At 58.5% G+C, this 23,655-nt stretch carries 18 protein-coding genes; 1 reads left to right on the top strand and 17 read right to left on the bottom strand.

Annotated elements, in window-relative coordinates; translation table 11 throughout:
- The first annotated feature begins 264 nt into the window (after positions 1 to 264).
- On the top strand, positions 265 to 2,418 hold the full coding sequence (locus AC6I8N_RS12655) for a putative bifunctional diguanylate cyclase/phosphodiesterase (protein WP_497829175.1): 2,154 nt from the start codon (positions 265 to 267) through the stop codon (positions 2,416 to 2,418).
- A 96-nt stretch (positions 2,419 to 2,514) separates the two neighbouring features.
- Here AC6I8N_RS12655 and AC6I8N_RS12660 read toward each other — a convergent pair whose 3' ends face one another.
- The 17 genes from AC6I8N_RS12660 to AC6I8N_RS12740 all read right to left on the bottom strand — a co-directional run bounded on the left by AC6I8N_RS12660 (position 2,515) and on the right by AC6I8N_RS12740 (position 23,462).
- Positions 2,515 to 3,357: an oxidoreductase gene (locus tag AC6I8N_RS12660; protein WP_021182790.1), complete on the bottom strand. Its 843-nt coding sequence runs from the start codon at positions 3,355 to 3,357 to the stop codon at positions 2,515 to 2,517.
- 103 nt (positions 3,358 to 3,460) lie between these two features.
- The gene (locus tag AC6I8N_RS12665; protein ID WP_497829176.1) at positions 3,461 to 5,428 is read right to left on the bottom strand and encodes a hydantoinase B/oxoprolinase family protein; all 1,968 of its coding nucleotides are present in this window, start codon (positions 5,426 to 5,428) and stop codon (positions 3,461 to 3,463) included.
- 1 nt (position 5,429) lies between these two features.
- The gene (locus AC6I8N_RS12670) at positions 5,430 to 7,475 is read right to left on the bottom strand and encodes a hydantoinase/oxoprolinase family protein (protein WP_497829177.1); all 2,046 of its coding nucleotides are present in this window, start codon (positions 7,473 to 7,475) and stop codon (positions 5,430 to 5,432) included.
- Positions 7,476 to 7,490: 15 nt separating this feature from the next.
- Positions 7,491 to 7,937, bottom strand: coding sequence for a GNAT family N-acetyltransferase (locus AC6I8N_RS12675; protein ID WP_021182787.1), 447 nt, complete (start codon positions 7,935 to 7,937; stop codon positions 7,491 to 7,493).
- A gap of 298 nt (positions 7,938 to 8,235) precedes the next feature.
- Positions 8,236 to 8,748 (bottom strand): Lrp/AsnC family transcriptional regulator, encoded by a 513-nt coding sequence (locus AC6I8N_RS12680; protein ID WP_021182786.1) that lies wholly within the window; start codon positions 8,746 to 8,748, stop codon positions 8,236 to 8,238.
- Between the two features lie 141 nt (positions 8,749 to 8,889).
- Entirely contained in the window at positions 8,890 to 10,206 is a 1,317-nt protein-coding gene (gabT, locus tag AC6I8N_RS12685) for a 4-aminobutyrate--2-oxoglutarate transaminase (protein WP_013509632.1), read from the bottom strand.
- A 113-nt stretch (positions 10,207 to 10,319) separates the two neighbouring features.
- The gene (locus AC6I8N_RS12690) at positions 10,320 to 11,453 is read right to left on the bottom strand and encodes a M20 aminoacylase family protein (protein ID WP_497830690.1); all 1,134 of its coding nucleotides are present in this window, start codon (positions 11,451 to 11,453) and stop codon (positions 10,320 to 10,322) included.
- Between the two features lie 7 nt (positions 11,454 to 11,460).
- Entirely contained in the window at positions 11,461 to 12,387 is a 927-nt protein-coding gene (locus AC6I8N_RS12695; RefSeq protein ID WP_021182784.1) for a 2-hydroxyacid dehydrogenase, read from the bottom strand.
- Complete coding sequence (locus AC6I8N_RS12700; protein WP_021182783.1) at positions 12,387 to 13,235, bottom strand: GNAT family N-acetyltransferase; 849 nt, start codon at positions 13,233 to 13,235, stop codon at positions 12,387 to 12,389. The genes AC6I8N_RS12695 and AC6I8N_RS12700 overlap by 1 nt, the downstream gene beginning before the upstream one ends.
- A 10-nt stretch (positions 13,236 to 13,245) precedes the next feature.
- On the bottom strand, positions 13,246 to 14,577 hold the full coding sequence (locus AC6I8N_RS12705; protein WP_021182782.1) for an NAD(P)/FAD-dependent oxidoreductase: 1,332 nt from the start codon (positions 14,575 to 14,577) through the stop codon (positions 13,246 to 13,248).
- A gap of 185 nt (positions 14,578 to 14,762) precedes the next feature.
- Positions 14,763 to 16,427 (bottom strand): ABC transporter ATP-binding protein, encoded by a 1,665-nt coding sequence (locus tag AC6I8N_RS12710; RefSeq protein WP_497829178.1) that lies wholly within the window; start codon positions 16,425 to 16,427, stop codon positions 14,763 to 14,765.
- Positions 16,424 to 17,275, bottom strand: a complete 852-nt coding sequence (locus tag AC6I8N_RS12715) for an ABC transporter permease (protein WP_021182780.1) — start codon at positions 17,273 to 17,275, stop codon at positions 16,424 to 16,426. Before AC6I8N_RS12715 ends, AC6I8N_RS12710 begins: the two co-directional genes overlap by 4 nt.
- The gene (locus tag AC6I8N_RS12720; protein WP_013509639.1) at positions 17,275 to 18,228 is read right to left on the bottom strand and encodes an ABC transporter permease; all 954 of its coding nucleotides are present in this window, start codon (positions 18,226 to 18,228) and stop codon (positions 17,275 to 17,277) included. The genes AC6I8N_RS12715 and AC6I8N_RS12720 overlap by 1 nt, the downstream gene beginning before the upstream one ends.
- 27 nt (positions 18,229 to 18,255) lie before the next feature.
- Positions 18,256 to 19,860 (bottom strand): ABC transporter substrate-binding protein, encoded by a 1,605-nt coding sequence (locus AC6I8N_RS12725; RefSeq protein ID WP_497829179.1) that lies wholly within the window; start codon positions 19,858 to 19,860, stop codon positions 18,256 to 18,258.
- A gap of 137 nt (positions 19,861 to 19,997) precedes the next feature.
- A complete protein-coding gene (locus tag AC6I8N_RS12730; RefSeq protein WP_208724064.1) occupies positions 19,998 to 21,275 on the bottom strand; it encodes an NAD(P)/FAD-dependent oxidoreductase in 1,278 nt (425 codons plus the stop codon).
- A gap of 17 nt (positions 21,276 to 21,292) precedes the next feature.
- Entirely contained in the window at positions 21,293 to 21,961 is a 669-nt protein-coding gene (locus tag AC6I8N_RS12735) for a haloacid dehalogenase type II (protein ID WP_021182777.1), read from the bottom strand.
- Between the two features lie 31 nt (positions 21,962 to 21,992).
- Positions 21,993 to 23,462: an aldehyde dehydrogenase family protein gene (locus AC6I8N_RS12740; RefSeq protein ID WP_021182776.1), complete on the bottom strand. Its 1,470-nt coding sequence runs from the start codon at positions 23,460 to 23,462 to the stop codon at positions 21,993 to 21,995.
- Between the last annotated feature and the right edge of the window lie 193 nt (positions 23,463 to 23,655).

Raw genomic sequence — 23,655 nt, forward strand, 5'->3', positions numbered from 1 at the left:
CGCTGCGGGATGGCGACTACCTTGACCCAGACAAATGACAATGCCGTGACGGCTCAGTGACGTGCTGATGAATTTGCTTTTGGACAGCAGGAAATGACTACAATGGCGGGGATTTTAATAAAAAAATTTTAACTGTTTCCTTTGTGACGACGCTCAACTATTTTTTTACCTTTTTCACAACATTAACACTTCCCTTGCGCAATGCAGCTTTTCAGACTTCTGCTAAGTTAAATCATGTTCCCTCCTTGTTACGCGACTTTAAAAATGATTAATACAATCAAACTGTCCGATGGTTTTCGGCGCAATTTTGTGCGTGAAGTGATTTTGCCGTTAGCGGCGATTCTGTTGCTGACCTTTGCCGGTGCGGGAGCGGGCCTGTTCTGGGGCACCCGGCTGACCAATAACGAAGCGCAAGAACAGCAGCAACGCATGATTGAGGCCTCATTCGAACAAAGCCTGGCGGAACATCTACGCCAGTTACGTAGCCTGACACGCTGGGCCCCCTTAGCCAGTCAGCTGGATTTATCCCAACCTGACCAAAGCTGGCTGGATGAAAATGTCGGCAGTTGGTTATATGAAATGTTCGACCACGAACTGGTGTTGGTGCTGGGCCGCGATAACCAACTGATTGAGGTATGGCGTAACGGCCAACGGGTGCCAGACCGCCATGTTGAACCGCAGGTGCAGGCGATGCTGGACACGACGCTGGTACAAGCCAGTACCACTGATCGCGCCGATTTTGTCCGTATTGGTGATCGTGCCGCTTCGCTGGCGGTGGGGGAAATCAGCGGCGATACCCGCCCACCGGGGCGCTATCGCTTGATTAGCGTAAAATATCTCGATGACCACTATCTGCACGGACTGGCGAATCGCAGCCAGCTTCGGCAATTACATTTCAGCGGTGACACATCGCTGCCCAATGACAAGGCGCATTATCTCCTGAGTTCGCAGCAAGGCGACCCGGTGGGATATATCAGTTGGGAACCTGACCGCCCTGGCGCACAGATGTTGCGCACCATCGGTCCCTCGACCCTGCTGTCGGTGGTGATGATCACCCTGGTGTGCCTGTTTATGGTGCGGCGAATCTGGACGTCATCGCTCAGTCTGTCGCAGTCGCTGTTGAAGTTAGGTGCCAGCGAAGCCCAGGCGCAGCACCTGGCGTTTCACGATGTACTGACCGGCCTGCCCAACCGTTCGATGGTGGAGGATCGTCTTTCCCAGGCGTTGGCGTTTGCGGCACGCTATGACCATCGTGTGGCATTGTTGCTGATTGATCTGGATCGCTTCAAAACCATCAATGATACCTATGGTCACCACGCAGGGGACGATCTGATTATTCAGGTGGGCCATCGCCTGACCAGTATCGTGCGCGCCAGCGATACCGTGGGCCGTATTGGCGGCGACGAATTTATTATCGTGATGCCGGACGTCGAGAATATTGGTCAGGTGCAGTCGCTGGCAAAACGCATTATCAGCGCGCTCAGCGAGCCTTATCAGCTATTTGGCAGCGAGGCGTGGATTGGTGCCAGCATCGGTCTGGCGTTGGCCCCCAAAGATGGACTGGACCGCCAGGAGTTGATGCGCAAAGCCGATATTGCCCTGTATGAAGCGAAAAATAGTGGGCGCGGTCAGTTTCGCCAGTTTGAACGCGTGATGGATGAGTCGCTGCGCACCCGCCAGCAAATTGCCGCCGACCTGCGTCAGGCGCTGCTGCATTTTGATGGGCTGGCGGTGTGGTATCAGCCGTTGATGGAGATCAGCGGTCAGCGCGTTGATGGTGTCGAAGCGTTGTTGCGCTGGCAACACCCGGAACGCGGCGAAGTGCCGCCAGGCGAGTTTATCGCCATTGCCGAAGAAACCGGGCTGATTATCCCGCTGGGGGAATGGGTGTTGCGCGAGGCCTGCAAAACCTCGTTGCGCCTGCCGCAGTTGATTGTGGCGGTAAATGTGTCGCCGGTTCAGTTTCGCGCCAGCGGTTTTGTCGAACGCATGATTGAAATTGCGCAATCTGAAGGGGCCGATCCGCAACGCCTCGAGCTGGAAATTACCGAAGGGGTGCTGATTGAGGATGAACATGAAGCGCGCAATAACATCATCGCCTTGCGCAACGCCGGTTTCCGCATTGCGCTGGATGATTTCGGCACCGGCTATTCCAGCCTCAATTATCTGAGTACCTTCCCGGTCGACAAAATTAAAATCGATCGTTCATTCACCCAATCGTTAGGGGTGGCGCAGAATTCGGCAGCGATCATTGAGTCGGTGGTACGGCTCGGGCATGCCATGGGACTGATAGTGACCGCCGAAGGGGTGGAAACGGAAGGCCAGATGAGCGCCCTCGCCGACGCTGGCTGCAATCAGTTGCAGGGATATCTGTTTAGCCAGGCGGTGCCGTTTGAAGAGCTGGAAAGGATGGTTTAAGACCAACAAAACTTTGCGCGATAAATCACGCCGCAACGGGGGAAGGCATGGTTCTGTAGCGGCGCGATTTATCGCGTGGTTGTGTTTTAACGCGATTTATTGCGGAAAATCTGTATCAATCGACGTCTGTTTCCACGCTTCAATCTGCGCCAGCCGCTCTTTTAATTTATTGGTCACTGCGTCATAACCCCAGGCCCCCATGACCAGATGGCGCGGAGGGTTAGCGTTTTCGGTGATGGCAATCATCGCGCTGGCGGCGCGAGCCGGGTCACCCGCCTGGGTGCCGCTGTATGCAGAGGTGGCTTTCATTCGTGCGGCTGCGGTTTCGGCGTATTCCGGCAGCTTACTTGGCGTTTGATGCAGCGAACGCCCTGCCCAGTCGGTTCGGAACGGTCCGGGTTCCACGCAGGTGACGTGGATGCCGAGGGGAGCGGTTTCCAGTGCTAACGAATCGGACCAGCCTTCCACCGCATGTTTGCTGGCGGAGTAATAACCCGAGCTGGCAAAACCGATAAATCCGGCCACCGAGGTGATGTTGATAATATGGCCGCTGCGCGCTTTGCGCATCGCTGGCAGCACAGCGCGTGTCAGGGCGAACAGGCCGAATACGTTAGCATCAAACTGGGCGCGGATTTCCTGCTCCTCGCCCTCTTCCACCGAACTTTGGTAACCATAACCGGCATTATTCACCAGCACATCGATGCTGCCGAAGGTTGCCAGCGCTTTGTCTACCGCCGCATCAATGCTTGCCTGCTGCGTCACATCCAGCGCGACCGCCAGCGCGTTGCTGTGGCCCTCGACCAAATCCTGCACTTTAGCCGGATCGCGCGCGGTCACCACGGTGTTGAATCCACGCGCAATCGCCTGCTGCGCCAGTTCCCGACCAAAGCCTGTGGAGCAGCCGGAGATAAACCATACCGGAAGTTTTGCTGTTGCCATGCTGAGACTCTCCTGAAATGATCCAGGCCCGATGGCAATGCCAGCGGGCAAAGAGACTAAGTCTGGCAGGAAACCCGTAACGGTTTTAGCGCGATGTGCCTCATTAAACGTTCATTGCCGGATAGCGCTGGCGCAAATCCGCAAAGATGGCGTGCATCTGCGCTGCCGTGTCCGTGTCATCTCCGGCCGCTACCGCCCTGAACACCTGCTGTTTGAGAAAATGACGCCAGCCAACCGGCGCTGCCGCCAAAAACGTGGTCAGCAGTTGATAACGTTCCGGCGTCCACAGCGCTTCAAAGGCGTTACGCGCTGCACCATGATCAAAGTGTTCGCTGGCCTGCTGGCACATTTCACTGCGTAGCCGCGCGGTGGCTGCCTGATCAATCTGGTCATTGACGATCACCACACCATAGTCGGCACGGGCGGCCTCGTGACTGACAAAGCCACAGCGTACATCGCCCAGCACCGCCTGTTCATCACGTTGCACCGGCAGGCCATAGCCGCCAGCCCCCGGCCCACGCACTTCAACAATGTCGCCCGGTTGGCACCGAATCACATCGGTATTGCCATGCTCGATCACCTCGCCGTCGCGCAGGGTGCGGAAATGAGACAGACCGCCAGGCTGGCCGCCCAACACCCCCGCCGAGGCAAACACCGAACGGTTGCGGTTACGCGCGGTGACCAGCGTATCCGGTGCGAAAATCTCGAACACCATCTCGGTCGCCAGCCCGCCGCGATAACGCCCGGCACCGGCGCTGTCTGCCGTCAGACCGTAGCGGTGGAAGTGGATTGGCACCTCGGCTTCGTTGATCTCAATCGGCGTATTTTTCAGAAAGGCGGATAAACCGCCAGAACCGTCCGGGCCATCATGCCGTGGCGTGCCGCCCGCGCCACCACCGACCGGCCCGAGTGACGCCACGACGCTCCGATTGGCAGCATCGCTGGTGCGGATATTCATGATCGAGTTACCGCCCGGCGAGTTGGCAGGCAGGCGATCCGGGATGGCCTGCGAGAATACGCCAATGGTGGCGATTTGCGACAGCGCACAGGTCAGCGATCGCATACCGACCGCCGCGGGCGCTTCACAGTTCATCACCGTGCCCGGCGGCAGAATGGCGCGCGTCGGACGCAGCGTTCCGGCATTCAGCAGCAGGTTACGGTCCAGTGTCGAGAGCACATAAGTGACGCCGACCAACGCCAGCGGGTGACGCTCACGTCCTCCGGTAGGCATATTTAACGAAGAGGCCAACTGCGGATCGCTACCGGTGTAATCCAGCTCCAGCGTCTCTCCCTGCACGCGCAGGGTGATCGCCACGCGGCACGGATAGCCCCCGTCACCATCTTCATCGGCAAAGTCAGCATAGAAATATTCGCCGTCAGGAATGGTAGCGATAATGCTGCGCGCCTGGCGTTCGGCGTAATCGAGAATCCCTTCGATGCCCTGAAGAAAATCTTCAACGCCAAAACGGGCAATGATCTCATGGATTTTGCGTTCACCCACGTTGACCGAAGCGAGTTGCGCTTTGAAATCACCCCAGTTTTGGTCCGGCACGCGCACGTTAAGGCGCATAATGCGCGCCACTTCTTCATTCAGTTCGCCATTGCGTACGATTTTCAGCGGCGGAATGCGGATGCCTTCCTGCACGATATCCGTCAGGGAACGCGACAGCGACGCGGGCACCGCCCCGCCGACATCGGTGTTATGGATATGCCCGACGACAAAGCAGACGATTTCCCCCTGATGAAATACCGGCTTCCAGATATGGATATCCGGTGAGTGGGTCGCCACGTTACCGGCATACGAATCGTTGGTGATGCAGATATCCCCCTCGTCGTAGTGGTCGATCAACGCCAGCACCGGGCCGTAGTCAATGCCGCTGTACCAGGGCGCACCGAAACTGCGCGGCGAGGCAAACGCCATGCCATCGCGGCTAACGATCTGACAGGAGAAATCTTCCGTCTCTTTCACGAAGGTGGAGTGCGCGGTGCGCATCAGGGTAAACGCCATCGCATCGGCCGCTGCGGCGCAGTAGTTAGCGAGGATTTGCAGGTTACGTCCGTCAATCGCCATCTTAGTTGCTCTCCAGCGGGGTAATCAGTAAGTTGCCAAATTCATCCACCCGCACCACCATCTGCGGCGGCACGCAGGTGGTGCAGTCGTCCTGGGCAATAATCACCGGGCCGGAAAGCTGATGTCCCGCGCCCAGGCTGGCACGCAGCACCACATCGACCTGATGCGGTGCACCATCGATCCAGGCACTAACTTGCTTCGCCACCGCAACCGGCCCCTGCGCCGCTGCCAGACGATTGAGCGTGGGTTTCGGCGTCGGTGACGCAATCACCAGCCGCAGGTTGATGACCTGCACCGGGGCACTGGCATCGCAATGACCAAATAACTGCTGATGCTGGCGATCAAAGGCCTCATGCAGCGCATTAACGTTGGCCTCCGTCAGCCAGGACGCCTCCAGTGCCACTTCAATTTCGAACGACTGGCCGCGATAACGCATATCCGCGCTGTAGTGCAGGGTAAACGGCATACCCTCGCCATGTTGCTCAGTGAGCCAACCGCGTGCGCGCTGGCTCAGCGCCTCAGCCTCAGTGGCCAGTTTATCTGCCAGCGTGCTGTCCAGTTCGCTATACAGCGTGCGGATAAAGTCGTTACGGATGTCCGCCACCAGCCCACCCAGCGCCGACAACACGCCCGGCGTCGGCGGCACGATCACCCCTTTCATATTCAATTCGCGTGCGAGGAAGCAGCCCATCATCGGGCCAGCCCCGCCAAACGCGAGGAACCAGAATTCTCGCGGATCAAGACCAAAACGCGACAGCAAACCGCTGGTATCGCTGTACATGCTGGAGATCGCCAGTTCGATGGCGGTTTCAGCCGTCTCCTCCACGGAAATATCGAGCTTATCTGCCAGCGGCTGCCAGGCTGCACGCGCCGCCGCGACATCGACCTTCACCGCGTTGTAGCCCAAATCACCGTGGCCGATCATGCCGCAGGCGGCAAAGGCATCGGTGGCGGTCGGTTGCGTACCGCCCCGCTGGAAACACACCGGTCCCGGCAGTGAACCGGCGCTGTCCGGTCCCATTTGCAGCACGCCCTGATTATCGATCCACGCCAGCGAACCGCCGCCTTGTCCCACGGACGTCACCGCCACGGACGGGATGTAGATGGGAAAATCACCGATAATTTCGCCGTTACCCTGCGCCACCTGGCCGTCGATAATCACCGCCACATCCGCGCTGGTGCCGCCGATATCCAGACTGAGAATTTTGTCAAAACCGCAAGCGCTGGCGAGGAAGCTGGCACCGATCACCCCGGAGGCCGTACCGGACAGCACCATCTGCACGCATTCGCTTTTCGCCTGCTCCACCCCCATCACCCCACCGTTGGATTTGGTGATGCGCGGTGGCGGCAGCACCCCCATCGTCTTCAGCGCACGTTCAAAGGATTCGAGGTAGTTGATCACCATCGGCTGCACATAGGCATTGATAGTGGCGGTGATGGTGCGTTCATACTCGCGGATAATTGGCCAGATATCGGCTGAGCAGGAGGTCAGCAGTTCCGGTGCCTGTTCATTGATAATGGCTTTGACGGCGGCTTCATTGTGGCGATTGCGATAGCTGTGCAGTAACGCCACCACAATCCCCTGGCAACCCGCCGCTTTTGCACCAGCAATGGCCTCCAGCACGCTCTGGCGATCCACTGCCTGCACCACCTCGCCGTGGCGATCGGTACGTTCTTTGATAGCAAACACCCGGTCACGGGAAATCAGTGGAGCGGGTCGCCGCGAGAACAGATCATGAATGTGCGGAATCTTCAGGCGTGCCAGTTCCAGCACATCACAAAAACCTGCTGTGGCAAACAGCGCCAGTTTGACCCCACGCCGCTGGATCACCGCGTTGATGCCCACCGTGGTGCCATGCGTGAAGTATTCGATATGCTGCGGCGCGATACCGTCACGCTGCTCCAGTTGCGCCAACCCGGTAAGAATCTCACTGCCGGGCTGATCTGGCCTTGAGAGAACTTTTAAAGTGTGGATCTGATTGGTTTGCTCATTCAGCACGGCAAAATCAGTAAAGGAACCGCCAATATCTACGCCAACACGGTACATGGTTTTTATCCGTTATCAGGAGAGAGGAAATTCCATCAGCTTGTGCGGGTCCTGCACTACGCGCCAGCCAAGGCGCTGATACAGCTGATGGGCATCATTGGTTGAGAGCATCCAGCGGTGCACGGTTTGCAATTCCGGGTGCTCCCGCACGCAGGTTGCCAGCCAACTACCCAGGCCGTGACCACGCCAGTTTTCATCGATGATCACATCACACAGCCAGCCAAAACGGGTGTAGTCGGTGATCAGCCGGGCGAAACCGATTTGCTGGTTCTGCTGATACAAACCAAAGGGCAGCGATCCGTTGATTGCGCGCTCGGTTTTCGCGCGCGGCTGACCTTTGGCCCAGTAAGAGCGCTCGGCCAGTTGATAATGAATCCAGTCAACATCCAGGCGCTGACGTTCGGTGGAGATGATGAAGTCATCGCGCTGCCACAGGTGATCGGCAAGGTTCAAGGCGGTCATGGCAACTCCTTGTAAAGGGATAAATTGAGTGTAAGGGCGTACGGGCAAGCGTAGCGGCTGAAGCGAGAGCCGGAACAGCTAAGATAAAGGGAATTTTGTGCGGTGGGGAAATTTTATGCTGTGGGGGGCTGCGGGCAGACATCGAGAAGGTTCCGCCCGCCAGGCATTAGGCAGTTTCAGCTGCAACGTGCAGGCGGACGGGCAAAGGGTGCGGCAAGGCACCCTTTGCTCGGTCGCCGCACCGGCGAGCTGAAACTACATCAGCCCAAGGCGAACGAAACCGGCACGGTGAACGAAATCACACCCCAAACTCCACCGAATTCTGCTTCGCAATCAGCGACCTCAACGGCACGCTGCTTTTCATAATCGGTGATTTAATCACGATATAACTGAAGTACTTATCGATGCCGATTTGCGCATCCAGCATCTTCTCAATCACTTCCTGGTAATGTTCAATGCTGCGGGTAATAAACCGCAGCAAATAGTCATAACCGCCGGTAATCAGGTGGCACTCCATCAACTCGTCCACATCACGCACGGCGTTTTCAAACTTCATAAAATCTTCGCGGCGATGACCAGACAGCGTGACTTCGGTAAATACCGTCACCGAGTCGGTAATTTTGGTGAGGTTGATGTGTGCTTCATAACCGGTGATAAAACCAGCCTGCTCCAGACGTTTCACCCGTTGCAGGCAAGGGCTGGGTGAAAGTCCAACGGCGTCGGCCAGATTGACGTTGCTGATACGGCCATCTTTTTGTAGTTGCACCAGGATATTGATATCGATGCGGTCGAGTTTCATTAAGCCGTTCATAGCACCCCTCATTGTTGACCAACCGTGCAGGTTATCCCGATGGTATATCACGCTTTAATGTGGCTGCGCCAGCACTGACGCACGCCACGTTTTTCGGGGAACCTGTTAATAATTCCAGCAATATCAATGAGGAAGCCGGATTTATCCGAGTCGGCCACTGGCGCGGGCCAGCGCGATATCAAAGATATGCAACGCTTCTTCCAGCTGAGAATCGGTGGTGACCAGCGGAGCCAGGAAGCGGATGGTGCTGCGGTGCAGACCACATTTAATCAACAGCAATCCTTCCTGACAGGCGCAATCCAGAATCTTTTGCGTCATCGCCGCATCAGGACGTTTGGTCTCAAAATCGATGATTTCCACCGCCTGCATAAAGCCCACGCCACGGACATCACCAATACAGGCGTATTTTTCCGCCAGCTGATGCAGGTGCGCATTGAGTTTCTCGCCCAGTTGATTACTGCGCGCCAGCAGGTTGTCGTGTTCCATCAGATCGAGCACCGCTAACGCCGCTGCACAGCCCAGCGCATTACCGCCATAGGTGCCGCCCAGCCCGCCAGGTAATGGCGCATCCATGATCGCCGCTTTCCCTACCACACCGGAAATCGGCAAGCCGCCGCCGAGGCTTTTCGCCACGGTGATCAGATCCGGGGTAATCTCCGAATGCTGGAAAGCGAACATTTTGCCGGTACGCCCAAAGCCGGTCTGCACTTCATCACAAATCAGCAGAATGCCGTGTTTTTCAGTAACGCGGCGCAGCGCCTGCATAAAGTTGGCACCTGCTGGCAGGAAGCCGCCGTCGCCCTGAACCGGCTCGATGATAATCGCCGCCACACGTTCCGGCGCAATCTGCACCGCAAACAGTTGGTCCAGCGCTTGCAGACAATCGTCATCACTTACGCCGTAAAACGCGTTCGGGAACGGCAGGCGATACACCTCGCCAGGGAAAGGACCGAAATTCTGTTTGTAGGGCTGGCTCATGCCCGTCAGGGTACAACCCAGCAAGGTACGGCCATGAAACGCGCCATCAAAAGCGATGATGCCGGAGCGCTGAGTATGCGCACGGGCGATCTTCACCGCATTTTCTACCGCTTCTGCACCGCTGGTGAAAAACACGCTCTTAAACGGCTGGCCATTGCCCACCAGTTGATTCAGGCGCTGCGCCAGTTCGATATACCCCGGATACGCCACCACCTGGAAACAGGCGTGCGAAACCAGACCGAGCTGTTTGGTAACCGCATTTACCACCGCCGGATGGTTATGGCCAACGTTCAGTACGCCGATACCACCAACGAAATCGAGGTAACGATTCCCCTCAACGTCCCATACTTCGCTTCCTTTAGCCCGCTCGATCACCAGCGGATGTGCGGTGACCACGCCACGCGGCACATGCTGCTCACGCGCATCCAGTAACAGGCTGTTATCGGAATATGTTTGCTGTTCCGCCATGACATTCTGCATTTTTAACCCTCATCCACGTAACGTTCTGTTGGCTCAAGTATCGCAACCCGTTGGTTTCTCACGCTGCCGTAATTGCCGGGGCAGCGGCATTTCCTGTCAAAATCGTCTGCCATTCAGCAGGGAAATTCTGTACGCATCGCATGGCGGGCAATGGCGGTCAACGCCTGAATACCCTGCGGAATCAGTGCATCATTAAAGTCGTAGGCTGAATGGTGCAGCGGCTGGCTCGGCGCGGAGCCAATCCACAGATACGCACCCGGTTTTGCCTGCAACATAAAGGCGAAATCTTCCGAGGTGAGCGCCGGTTGTCTGGCTTCACTCGCCGTCATTCCGGCCTGCTGTACCGCAGTCAGTGCCAGCTGCGCTTCAGGCGCGCTGTTCACGGTGGCCGGGTAATAACGCAGGTAGTTGACCTCGGCATGCAAACCGTGCGCGGCGCTGACGTGCTGCGCCATTGCGCGCAACCGGCTTTCGATAATGTCCTGCGCCGCCGGGCTGAAGGTACGGACGGTGCCGGTGATGCTGGCTTCCGCCGGGATCATGTTGTGCGAGAAACCGCCCTGCATCCGCGTCACGCTAAGTAGCGCCGGTTCACAGGGGTCCAGTGCGCGCGCCACCAGAGTGTTGAGCGCCACCACCAGCTCGCTGGTCGCCAACAGGGTGTCGTGCGTCAGGTGCGGCTGCGCAGCATGGCCGCCGCCCCCTTGCACGGTGATATCAAAACGATCCGCCGCCGCCATAATCGGCCCCGGACGGGTTTGCACCTCACCCAGCGGCAGTTCCGGCCAGTTGTGCAGCGCATAGACCGCATCACAGGGAAAACGGCTGAACAGACCGTCATCGATCATCGCTTTCGCCCCTGCCAGCCCCTCTTCCGCCGGCTGGAAGATAAACACCAGCGTGCCATCGAAATCGCCCTGTTGCGCCAGTTGCATGGCGGCCCCCAGCAGCATCACCGTATGTCCATCGTGACCACAGGCATGGCAGATACCATCATGGGTGCTTTTCCACGGCTGGCTGCCGTTGTCCTGCATGGGTAGCGCATCCATATCGGCACGCAGGCCAATCACCCGCGATCCCGATCCACGTTTCAGCACCCCTACCACGCCGGTGCCGCCAAGACCGCGATGCACCTCAATGCCCTGCTCCGTGAGAACCCGCGCCACGATGTCGCTGGTGCGGGTTTCTTTGTATCCTAGCTCGGGATGGGCGTGCAGATCCCGTCGCAGTGCGACTAATTGTTCCAGTTGCATCTCAGTATCCCCGGTTGCGATCGATCACGCCGACCATCGGTTCGCCGCGTTGATAGCGACGCAGATTTTCCACCAGTGCCGCCACAGCGCTGTCGGTTTGCGTCTGGCTGGCGATATGCGGTGTCAGCCAGATAGCCGGGTGGTGCCAGAACGGATGCCCGGCTGGCAGCGGTTCGGGATCGGTTACGTCAATCACCGCCGCGCTGAGCTGGCCACTCGCCAGCGCCGCCAGCAGATGATCGTCGTTAAGTTGCGGCCCGCGCCCAACCTGCACCAATGCGGCTCCTGATGGCAGTTGCGCGAAAAGTTCGGCGTTCAGAAGTCCACGGGTGGTGTCAGTAAGCGGGAGCAGACACACCAGAATGTCGCTCCAGGCGAGGAACTCCGCCAGTTGCTCGCTGCCGTGCCAGCAGCGCACGCCGTCGATGTCACGCGGTGTACGGCTCCAGCCCGCGCAATTGAAGCCAAGCGAAACCAGTTGTTTTAGCGATGCCTGGCCCAGTTCTCCCAGCCCCATCACCCCGACGCGGCGTTCGCCGGCGGTATAGATGCGATGGGTTTGCCACAGCTGTTCACGCTGCTGCTGGAAATAGCGCGGCATGTCACGATGCAACCCCAACACGGCAAAGGTAACGTACTCCACCATGCCCTGGGTCAGGCCGGGTTCGATCATCCTCACGACCGGGAGTTCCGGCGGCAGTTTGCTGAGGTCAAACTGGTCTGCCCCTGCGCCAACCGACATCAACGCTTTCAGGTTGGGAAAGGTCGCCATGACATCGTCTGGCGGCTGCCAGGCCACCAACACCTCAACCTGCTCAGCGTCATCAATGTCAGGCCAAATATGTAGCTGAATATCTGGCGCATGTTGCGCCAGCCAGCGTTGCCAGTGCGCACCGCGCACCGGATCTGATTTGTAGGCGATATGCATCAGGCCATCGCCTGGGTCATCAACCCGAACGCCTGCATGCCACCGACCTGCGGTGACCACGGCGTTCCCCGAATCATAGTGGTTGGCGCATCGACCTGCGCCAGTCCCAGTGTTTCCAGCCAGGCAGCCAGCGGTTGTGCGCCGTCGGTATCAATACGCACAAACTCACCGTTTAACCCCTGCATCAGCGCCGATACCAGCGCCTGTGCTACCGGCAGGTTGAGCGCAATCACCGGGCCAATCGCCCAGCCATGTCCAAAGCGGCGCAGGCTGGCAAAACCATGAATACGTTGTTGCGCATCCTGCAAGATCACCGTTTGACTGTCGGCAATCAGGGTTGCAATCATCCTGGGACGCCACATGCCATGCGCCTGCTGGTCCAGTTCGGTCAGCACGCTGGCATCGGCAGCGGTGGCGTTACGCAGCGTCAGCCCGGTTGGGATAGTCACGGTCGGCACAGTCGTCAGCGCACGCGTCTGGTGCTGCTGGATATGGCCGGTGACGTTAAAACCCAGTTTGGCGTACAAGCCTTTACCCATTTCAGTGGCATGCAGCCGCACATTGTAGCCGGGGAATTTTTCCAGCAACGCCAGCATCAGCTGCTTGCCAACGCCACGTCCCTGAAACTGGTCGTTAACGATCACCAGCCCGATAGTGGCGGCCTGCTCCCCCCAACGCCAGCCAATGGCGCTGCCAAGGTAAGCGCCGTGTTCTTCGGCCACCACGCCCTCACCCAACGTCACCGCCTGCAACCAATCCTCACGGCGGTGCGGCCACTTGAGGTGTTGCGTCATGGCAAAACCCTGTTCGATGTCGTCTGCCGTCATCGCGCGTAATGTGATACTCATGCTGTGCTCCTTACATCATGCCTGGCGCGTCAAGGCCGCTGCCATCAACCAGACGGGAATAGCGATAAGGGGTCGGATCGACCACCGGCGTCGTATCCGTGGCGAGATCGGCCGCCAGCCGACCGGCCCCCGGACCGATACCAAAACCGTGTGCACTGTAGCCCGCCGACAGCACCAGCCCCGGCAGTTTCGCCACGGTGGAGATCACCGGAATCGCATCCGGCGTGCTGTCGATCATGCCGCCCCAGGCCTGCGCCAGTTTCAGGTTGGCGAGTGCCGGATACTCTTTGCGCATCGCCGCCAGTCCTTCCTGTACCAGGCTGGCATCCGCTGCCGGGTCAAGAATTCGCACCCGCTCAAACGGTGACTGGCGATCGAATTCCCAGCCGCCCAGCGCTTCCGGGCCAGTCAGGAACGGTTTGAAGCTCAAACTGAATTTAAGGTTTTTACGGCGACTTTTGAAGGTCGGATAGAACTGGCGGGCATAGCGAATGCCCTGCGCGCCGGGTTCCAGACGACCACGTCCCGACACTGACACCGTGTAGCTGCCATCAATTTGCGGACGGCAGGCAAAGCCGGGGGTATACAGCGGCATGGCGATGGCTTGTTCAATCGGCTGAGTTCGGAAAGCGGTGCCGATCACGTTGCCAAGCGGCAGGTCGATACCGTGGCGGCGGCAGAACATCGAGGTCCAGGCACCGGCGGCACAAATCACCCGGCTGGTTTTGATCAAACCACGCTCGGTCCAGACACCGCTCACCACACCACCGGCAATATCCAGCCCGCGCACCGCGCACTGCTGGAACACCAGCGCACCAAGTCGCTGGGCACCGATGACCAGACCGGCAGACGCCAGACGCGGTTCGGCATGGCCGTCGGTCGGGGATGAAACGCCGCCCAGCCAGTGGGTGGTGCTGCCCGGCGTCATCGCTTTGGCCTGTTCGGCACTGAGCATATCGCTGCGCACGCCGTACTGTTTCGCCATCTGGCCCCATTTTTCCCAGGCGGCGATATCGTCTTCGTTGCGCGTGGCATACACCAGGCCGCTGCGGCGAAAGCCCAGCTCCTCACCGGTTTCCGCATTGAGTTCACCCCAGCGTTGCAGCGCATAGATGATCAGCGGCAGCTCGCGCTCGTCACGGTTCTGCTGGCGGCACCAGCCCCAGTTACGGCTCGACTGCTCGGCACCGACCAGCCCTTTTTCCACTAACACCACGTTTAAACCCTGCTTTGCCAGCTCCCAGGTGGCGGCCGAACCGGCAATACCGGCACCGATCACCACCACATCGGCAGACTCAGGGAAATTTGCACTGTCCTGTACATAGCGAATCGGCGCAGGCATAACTTAACGACCTCTTTTGGTTTGGGTTGGTGAGCGTTTTCCCTCACCCTAACCCTCTCCCGCAAGCGGGAGAGGGAACAGATCGAGCATATGGCACATCTCCCTCTCCCTTATGGGAGAGGGCCGGGGTGAGGGTCACAGCCCGCACCTGCCCAGAGGGCCGGGGTGAGGGCCACAGACCGCACCTACTCCGCCTTCAATACCTCTTCATGCTCATCCAGCCAGCCCTGACGCAGCTCGGGAACGGCGCGTTTCAGGCGTTCGAAATACAACTCGCTGGTCGGCAAGGCATAATCTGCTCGTGCAATCTGGGTGATAATACGGCCACTTTTCATCACCACGATATCGTCGCAAACTGCGCGTACCGCGTGCATGTCATGGCTGATAAACAGCACCGACAATCCCAGCTCGCGTCGCAGCTCGCTGATCAGATCCAGCACGGCGGCGGCCACCACGGTATCGAGTGCGGAAGTTACTTCATCGCACAAAATCAGATCCGGCTCGGCAGCCAGCGCACGCGCCAGGTTAACGCGCTGCTTCTGCCCGCCTGATAACGCCCACGGACGTCGCCACAACACGCTGCGCGGCAGCTTGACCAGGTCAAGCAGCTGATGCAGCCGCTGTTCGCGCGCCGCGCCGCTCAGGCCGTGAAACAACGCCAACGGTCGTGACAGGATGCGTTCGACGCTGTGTGCCGGATTAAGTGCGGTGTCAGCCATCTGGAAGACGTATTGAATACGGCGCAACTCGTTATCAGGCCGTTTGTGCATATCGCCGTTGATGTAATGGCCGTTAAACAGGATATGTCCCTGGCTCGGGGCATTCAGCCCGGCAATGGCGTGCGCCAGCGTGGTTTTACCGGAACCGGATTCCCCAATGATGCCGATCGCCTGCCCTTTCCACAGCTTCAGGTTGATATCTTCAAGGATGCGGATTTTCGGCTGACCTTCTTTGTCGCGCGGGCCATAACCGGCGCAGAGATCGCGCACTTCCAGCAGCGGTTGCATCTCTGCGGTAGCGCAGCTCCAGTTACTGGGACGCTCGCTCTGACGCGCCGCATTCATCAACAACTGGGTGTATTCCGCCTGTGGCGCGCCAATCAGCCGTTCGGTGGTGCCGTACTCCGCCATTTTGCCCTGTAACAGCACCAGAATACGGTCGGCCATTTGCGCCACCACCGCCAGATCGTGACTGACGTAAATGGCAGTCACGCCACGCTGGGCCACCACGCGGCGAAACGCTTTCAGCACTTCGACCTGGGTGGTCACATCCAGCGCGGTGGTCGGTTCGTCGAGGATCACCACATCTGGATCGCCAATCAACGCCATCGCCGTCATCAGACGTTGCAATTGACCGCCAGATACCTGATGCGGGAACCGATCGCCGATGGTTTCCGGGTTCGGCAACGCCAGTTCGCGAAACAGCGCTATCGCCTTCTCCTTCGCCGCTTTGCGTTTCATGGTGCCGTGGATCACCACCGGTTCAATCACCTGGTCAAGAATACGCATACCCGGGTTAAACGACGCCGCCGCGCTCTGGGCGATATAAGCCACTTTGTTACCGCGAAATTCACGCAGTTGCCCCGGTGACAGGCTGCGTACATCGGTGCCAGCAACATGGATCATGCCGTCAGCAATGCGGCAGCCGTGGCGGGCATAACCCATCAGCGCCATTGCGATGGTGGTTTTGCCGGAGCCGGACTCACCAATCAGTGCCAGCACTTCCCCTTTCTGCACGGTAAAACGCACATCAGAAACCAGATCAATCTCTTCACCTTTGTCGGTCTGCGCGGTGACACGCAGATTCTCAACGGCAATCACAGGCATGGCGGTATGGGGTGTCACGTTCATGCTCCCTCCTTCGCAAGGGTCAGTGGACGCATCGCTTGCAGGCTGTCGATAAACAGGTTGGCACCGATGGTCAGGCTGGCGATGGCGACCGCAGGCATCAGTACCGCCGGTGATCCATCAAACAAGCCCTGAATGTTTTCGCGTACCAGCGTGCCCCAGTCGGCATACGGTGGCTGAACGCCGAGGCCGAGAAAGCTCAGGCCGCTCAACAGCAACACGATATAGACGAACCGCAGACCGAAGTCGGTGAGCATCGGATGCACCATATTGGGCAGGATGTCGTGGATTGCGATATACCAGCGGCTTTCGCCACGCAGCTTCGACGCACGCACGTAATCCATATTGCGCAGGCTGCTCGCCATAGCGAAGGCAATACGGAAGGCACCCGGCCAGTAGGTGAAGATGGCGGTGAGGATCAGCATCGGCAATGAGGAACCGAACACCGCAACGATCATCAGCGACAGCACTTTGCCCGGTAGTACCAGCAGTGCATCGTTGACACGTCCCAGCACTTCCTCCAGCCAACGTCCGGTTACCGCGGCCAGTAGCGCCAGCAGGGTGCCAATCAGGCTGGCCCCAAGCGCGGCGGTCAGCGCCAGACCGATAGAGAACTTCGCACCGTACAGAATGCGGCTGAGGATATCGCGCCCGAGATAGTCGGTGCCGAGCCAGTTATCCGCGGTCATACCGCCGAGCATCGGGCCACCACCAATATCTTCAACGCTGTGCGGTGCCAGTTGGGTGCCGAATATCGCCATAAACACCCAGAACAGCGAGATCAGCAGGCCGAAGCGGCCAGAGATCGTTAGCGACTGAAAAAAGCGCCAGGGAAGTAGCAAGCTATTCATCAGCTCCTCCATTTCGGGTTAAAGGCGATGGTCAGGATGTCAGCCGCCAGCAACAACAGCAGGTAACAGGCAGCGAACAGCATCACGCAGAACTGCACCACCGGCAGGTCGCGGTTGCTCACCGCATCCACCAGCGCACTGGCAAGGCCGGGATAGCTGAAAATGGTTTCGATAATGATCACGCCGCCAAACAGATACGACAGGCTGAGTGAGATGGAGTTAGCAATCGGTCCGACAGCATTCGGCAGCGCGTGGCGCAGTACCGCCCGCAACGGCGAGACCCCCTTCAGGCGCGCCATCTCCAGATACGGGCTGTCGAGCTGGTTGATGATGGCTGCGCGTGTCATGCGTGCCATCTGCGCCACCAGCACGCAGCACAGCGTCAACACCGGCAAGGCATAGGATTTCAGGTAGCTGAGCAGATCCATATTCGGACTGCCGAACGACATCGCCGACACCCAATGCAATTTGACGGCAAAAATCAGCACCGCCACGGTGGCGACGAGAAACTCCGGCACCGCCACGGTCGCCATCGTGCTGACCACCAGGAAGCGGTCAATCAACGAACCCCGGTTCATCGCTGCGGCGATACCAATCACCAGCGCCAGCGGCACACAGATCAGGGTGGTGATCGCCGCCAGTTCAAAGGTGGCCGGAATACGTTGCGCCACCAACTGCGCTACCGGTAAATGGCTGGCAAAAGAGATGCCAAAGTCGCCATGCAGCATCCCGCCCAGCCAGCTGAAATAACGCACCAGCAGCGGCTGATCCAGCCCCAACTGCTGGCGTAACGCCGCCACCGTTTCCGGTGTGGCGTTTTGCCCCAGAATCATCTGCGCCGCGTCACCGGGCAGCAGGCTGGTGATAAAAAACACCACCGCCGAGACGATAAGCAAGGTCAGGATGCCCGCGCCTGCGCGGCGGGCAATCAGGAACATCATGTATCGGTTCATCGGCGTGCTCCTCTTACGGTTTAGGGATCAGGCAGACAGCCAGGCGAACTCATGGAAGCGATAGCCCATCATCATGCCTGACGGCCAGGCTTCCACCCCTTTCACCTTCTTGCTGTAACCATCGGTTGAGCTGATAAAGGTTGGGATGATGGTGCCGCAGTGGTCATAAATCAGCGTCTGCATATCGCCATACATCTGCTTGCGTTTCGCCTGGTCACGTTCGCCACGGGCTGCCACCACCAGTTGGTCAAACTGATCGTTCTTCCAGCCGGATTCGTTATTGGAGGCGCTGGAGAGATAGAACTGTGAGAACAACATATCCAGCGTTGGACGCGGGTTGATCGAGCCATAACCGACCGGGTCTTTGGTCCAGTGGGTGGACCAGTAGCCGTCGTACGGCACGCGGCGTACTTTAAAGTTCACGCCGGTGTTGCGTGCCACCTGCTGAATCAACTGACCGCCTTCCACTGCGCCTTCAATGTTAGGCGTGGTGATGATCTCGACGTTGGCTCCAACCATTCCGGCTTTTTTGAAGTGGAATTTGGCTTTTTCCACATCCAGCGGACGCGGCTTGAGATCGGCGTTGTAGAACGGATGCCACGGCGGTACTGGGGTATCGTTCGCCACATCGCCGTAGCCCTGCAACACGGTTTTCACCACCATCTCACGCGGTTGCAGGTACTTCATGCCGAGCACGAAGTCTTCGTTGCTACCCGGTTTCATGTCGGTACGCACAATCAGGTTGGTGTACATGCCGGATTTGCTCTCCAGCACGGCGAAATCGGAGGTGGCTTTGATGCGTTTGCAGTCGGCAGCGCCCAGGGTGGAGATGATGTGCAGATCGCCAGACATCAGGGCATTGACGCGTGCAGCCTGGTCGGTGACGCCCAACAGTTCCACTTCGTCGAGGTGCGGCAGACCTGGTTTGAAGTAATTCGGGTTCTTCACCCCCACTGAACGCACGCCAGGGGTAAACTCTTTCAGTTTGAACGGGCCAGTGCCGATGCCTTTGCTGAAATCTTTGGTGCCATCCTGCACGATCAGGAACGGCGCGGCCGCCAGCATATAAGGCACGTCAAAGTTAGCCTGGCTCAACACCAGCTGTACTTCGTTGTCATTGACGGCGGTGAAGGTCTTAAACTGATCCGCCAGCTTGAAGGCGTTAGAGGCTACCGCCGGATCTTTATGGCGGCTCAGGGAGTAAATCACGTCTTTCGCCGTCAGCGGTTTGCCGTCGTGGAAGGTGACGCCCTTGCGCAGTTTGATCTGCCAGGTCACACCATCGCTTGACTCCACCGATTCGGCCAGTGCGGGGTGCACTTGCAGGTTTTTATCCAGCTCGGTCAGGCCGCTGTAAAACATAAACTGACGGGTGTAATCGCCGCTGTTGTTGCCTTTAGCGGGGTCGAGGGTATCGGTAGCCGAGGCGTTAGACATCGCCGCGCGCAGTTTCCCCCCTTTAACCGGCGTTTCCGCCGCAAAACCCATTTCCGGAAAACCGATCAGACCGGTGCTCATCACCGCACCGGCGGACAACAACTTCATCAGGCTACGACGGGACAGCGACCCTTCGGTCAGTGCGCGCGTCAGGGCCGGATTTACAGCGTCAGATTCTTTCTTAAATTTACTCATCTGCACACCCTCAATATGAAATGTTGTTTAATTCGATCATCGTCACTGAAAGCCCGCACCTCGCGGCATTGCGCAATAAATTGCGCAATGCCGTTGGTGCCATGCTTTGTAGCTGCGCGATTTATCGCGCCAGACGATCAGGAGAGCCGGTCCTTAGCTTTGTAATACAAGCCCGCAAGAGGCAAAAACCAGGGTTTCCCGTGGTAACCGGGCAACGCAGGCCAGGCCTCACGCTGCCACGGGTTGTCGTTGCTTTTTTCTGCCAGTACATCGGCCATCACCCGCCCCATCCAGGTTGACATTTGCGTGCCATGCCCGCTGTAGCCGAGGGAATAGAACACGCCGTCGTGCTCACCGGCACGCGGCAGCCGGTCGGCGGTCATATCGACCATGCCGCCCCAGCAGTAATCAATGCGCGCTTGCCCTAACTGCGGGAACAGCGCGGTCATCGCAGCACGTAATACCTCGCCGCTGCGCGAATCCGAGGTCGGATTGCTGACGGCAAAACGGGCGCGGCCACCAAACACCAGACGACGATCCGCCGTGGTGCGGAAGTAGTTACCGATATTCAGCGAGGTGACATAGGTACGATCTTTTGGCAGTACCTGGCTGAGCAACGCATCGCCCAGCGGTTCTGTCACCACGATAAAGCTGCCGACTGGCACAATACGGCGCTGGAACCACGGGAACGGACCTTCATTGGACACGCCAGTCGCCATCAGCACTTTGTCTGCCACAATCTCGCCTTTAGCGGTGGTAACGCGATGACGGTAGCCGTCAAGACGCGTCAACCCGGTCACCGCATGGTGCGGGAAAATCTTCGCCCCGCTGCGTGCCGCGGCTTCCGCCAGACCGACACCAAATTTCCCCATATGCATCTGACCGCCACGTTTTTGCAGCAGGCCACCGTGAAAGGCATCGCTGCCCACTTCCCGGCGGATCTCATCTTTGCTAATCAGCTCGATTTCCGGGTCCACGGTATCGCGCATCAACTGCCAGGCGCTGCGTAAGCCGGGAAAGTGCGTGGCTTTGCTGGCGAGTTTCAACTTGCCGCACAGACGGAAATCGCAATCGATCTGTTCTTCCCGCACCAGTTGCTCGACGTAGCTCACGGCACCGTCAAACGCACGGTAGAAGCGGCTGGCCTGCTCCAGTCCCTGGCTGGCAACCAGCGAGGCAAAGTTTTGTGATACGCCGGTATTGCAGTGACCACCGTTGCGCGCCGAGGCCTGACTCATGATGTCGCCGCTCTCCAGCAGCACCACATCAATGCCGCTGCGTGCCAGGTTGAGCGCCGCCGAGACGCCGGTGAACCCGCCGCCGATCACCACCACCGAGGCGGTCGCGGGCAGCGCACCCGTTGCTGCGCCACGGAATTGCGGTGCGGTCGCCTGCCAGAAAGATTCGAGTTTCATTGCGCTGCCCTCCGGGCTTAGAGTCCAACCACAGCGGGCAGACCGCCGATATCTTTGATCTCGGTGTAGCCGTAAGCCGGGTTAGCCGGATCGTGACCACGGTTGACCCATACTTTATTGGTGATGCCCATGTCATGGCAGGTCATCAGGTCATAACGCAGGCTGGAGGAGACGTGCAGGATCTCGTCCGGACGGCAATCGAGTTTTTCCAGCATGTATTCGAAGCCCTTCATCTGCGGCTTGTAAGCACCGACTTCTTCTGCGGTGATCGCCATATGGATGGGCGCACCGAGACGCGGAATGTGGTGCGGCAGCAGGTCTTTCATCGAGTTGGAGAGCAGCACCAGCGGAAACTCCTGTGCCACTTTTGCCAGACCGGCCGGGACGTCGGGATGCGGTCCCCAGGTGGCACAGTCGGTGTAGATAAAGTCGCTGTCGGCCTTGTCCCACTGCACGCCCCATTTTTTGCAGGTACGTTGCAGCGCATTGCTCACCACGTCGTAATACGGCTTCCACGCACCCAGCACTTCATCCATGCGATAACGGGCGAAATCGGTGGTGAAGGCCTGCATCGCTTCTGGCGCGACGCGCGCTTTGAAGCAACGCTCAGCCGCACCGGCCATATCGAAGTTGATCAGGGTGCCGTAGCAATCAAAGGTGATGTATTTCGGTTTAAACAGTGCCATGACGCGACCTCGTCGTTGTCTGATACGGAAATTAAAAATCGATTAATACGCTTTTCTGACGCTGACAGGCCTGAAATGCCTGACGCCCCAGATCTTTGCCAATGCCGGAGCCAAGGAAGCCGCCGGTGGGGATAATAAAATCGCCGGAACGGCCATAGCGGTTGATCCACACGGTGCCGGATTCAATCGCCCGCATGGCACGCATAGCGCGTGGCAGGCTCAAGGTATGCACCCCGGCGCACAGGCCGTAGGTTTCATGCGCCGCCAGCTGTAGCCCTTCTTCTTCGTCATCAAATTCCTGCACGGTGAGCACCGGGCCAAAAATTTCCTGCTGCACCGCCGGATTGTTCGGTGCCACACCGCACAGCAAGGTGGGTTGCCAGAACCAGCCGTCTTCGGTGTCAGCAAAACGTTCACCGCCCACCAGCACCTCCGCCCCTTCGGCTTTGGCCGCTGCAATCACGGAGGCGACTTTTTTCCCCTGACGGTCATCAATCAGCGGTGCATAGCGGCTGTCATCCTGCCAGGTCACGCCCGGACGCGGTTGCTGACACAGCGCCACCAGACGATCCAGCAACGGCTGAGCGATACCCCGTTGCACAATCAGGCGAGTACCGGCCACGCAGGCCTGGCCGCCGTTGGCGGTAAAGCCGCGTAAAATACGTTGCGCCAGTACGTCAATATCGCCCGCATCGTCGAACACCAGTTGCGGGCTTTTGCCACCCAACTCGAGGGTCACTGGCTTCATACCATGCTGCGCCGCATCGCTCATGATGCGAGCACCCGTGATGGTGGAACCGGTAAAGGAGACTTTGCGTACCAGAGGATGTGTGACCAGCGCGCTGCCGGTGACGGCCCCGCTGCCCTGCACGATGTTGAGGATGCCTGCCGGTAAGCCCGCCTGCACCGCCAGTTCGGCCATGCGCACGGTGGAGAACGGCGTCAGCTCTGAAGGTTTCAGCACCACGGCATTTCCTGCCGCCAGCGCCGGGCCACATTTCCATGACGCCATCGACAGCGGGAAATTCCACGGTGTGATGGCACCGATCACGCCATAAGGTTCGGAGATCAGCATCCCGAGGCTGCGCTCCTGGGTCGGGAACAGGTCACCGCTGTATTTGTCGGCGCACTCCGCGTAGAAACGGATGGCTTCAGCAGTGAACGGAATTTCGTGCTGCACCACGTCGCTGATTGGCCGGGTGGAGCCGAGCGCTTCCAGTTGCGCCAGCAGCAGATCGCTCTCAATCAGATCGGCCCAGCGGCGTAACACCTTGCCACGTTCGCGCGGTGGGCAGCTACGCCAGCCACTAACGGTCAGGGCGCGATGCGCAATCGTGACCGCGCGATCCACGTCTTCTGCCGTAGCTTCGCTCAGGGTGGCATAGACTTTGCCATCTGACGGACGCTTCACCGCAAAAGACGCGCCCTGCGTATGTTGGTGCTGGCCATCAATATAATGTCCGGCAGGTAATAAAACTTTTTCAGGGTCGAAACTTAACATGGAAAAATCCTTATTTGTTACACCCGTCATTAGCGTGCTAATTAAACTTTCTCGCCGCACTTATGTGGGCTGTTAATAAGCTAATGCAGAAAGTATGCCAGCCCGGAAAAAAATTATAATGCGTAAAAAACAGCCCAAAAAAATTTTCTGCCGTATTGGTGAGGGAAATTTTGCGGAATTGCCGAAGCTTTAA

Source organism: Pantoea sp. X-Soil-TKNS-1279 (assembly GCF_059730565.1).

Coding starts and splice junctions, on each gene's coding strand:
- AC6I8N_RS12705 (WP_021182782.1), bottom strand. CDS start 14,577: ATGCCTGCGCCGATTCGCTATGTACAGGACAGTGCAAATTTCCCTGAG.
- AC6I8N_RS12735 (WP_021182777.1), bottom strand. CDS start 21,961: ATGGCACTGTTTAAACCGAAATACATCACCTTTGATTGCTACGGCACC.
- AC6I8N_RS12720 (WP_013509639.1), bottom strand. CDS start 18,228: ATGAACCGATACATGATGTTCCTGATTGCCCGCCGCGCAGGCGCGGGC.
- AC6I8N_RS12700 (WP_021182783.1), bottom strand. CDS start 13,235: ATGAGTATCACATTACGCGCGATGACGGCAGACGACATCGAACAGGGT.
- AC6I8N_RS12670 (WP_497829177.1), bottom strand. CDS start 7,475: ATGTACCGTGTTGGCGTAGATATTGGCGGTTCCTTTACTGATTTTGCC.
- AC6I8N_RS12725 (WP_497829179.1), bottom strand. CDS start 19,860: ATGAGTAAATTTAAGAAAGAATCTGACGCTGTAAATCCGGCCCTGACG.
- AC6I8N_RS12710 (WP_497829178.1), bottom strand. CDS start 16,427: ATGAACGTGACACCCCATACCGCCATGCCTGTGATTGCCGTTGAGAAT.
- AC6I8N_RS12730 (WP_208724064.1), bottom strand. CDS start 21,275: ATGAAACTCGAATCTTTCTGGCAGGCGACCGCACCGCAATTCCGTGGC.
- AC6I8N_RS12695 (WP_021182784.1), bottom strand. CDS start 12,387: ATGCATATCGCCTACAAATCAGATCCGGTGCGCGGTGCGCACTGGCAA.
- AC6I8N_RS12675 (WP_021182787.1), bottom strand. CDS start 7,937: ATGACCGCCTTGAACCTTGCCGATCACCTGTGGCAGCGCGATGACTTC.
- AC6I8N_RS12655 (WP_497829175.1), top strand. CDS start 265: ATGATTAATACAATCAAACTGTCCGATGGTTTTCGGCGCAATTTTGTG.
- AC6I8N_RS12740 (WP_021182776.1), bottom strand. CDS start 23,462: ATGTTAAGTTTCGACCCTGAAAAAGTTTTATTACCTGCCGGACATTAT.
- AC6I8N_RS12680 (WP_021182786.1), bottom strand. CDS start 8,748: ATGAACGGCTTAATGAAACTCGACCGCATCGATATCAATATCCTGGTG.
- AC6I8N_RS12665 (WP_497829176.1), bottom strand. CDS start 5,428: ATGGCGATTGACGGACGTAACCTGCAAATCCTCGCTAACTACTGCGCC.
- AC6I8N_RS12715 (WP_021182780.1), bottom strand. CDS start 17,275: ATGAATAGCTTGCTACTTCCCTGGCGCTTTTTTCAGTCGCTAACGATC.
- AC6I8N_RS12660 (WP_021182790.1), bottom strand. CDS start 3,357: ATGGCAACAGCAAAACTTCCGGTATGGTTTATCTCCGGCTGCTCCACA.
- gabT (WP_013509632.1), bottom strand. CDS start 10,206: ATGCAGAATGTCATGGCGGAACAGCAAACATATTCCGATAACAGCCTG.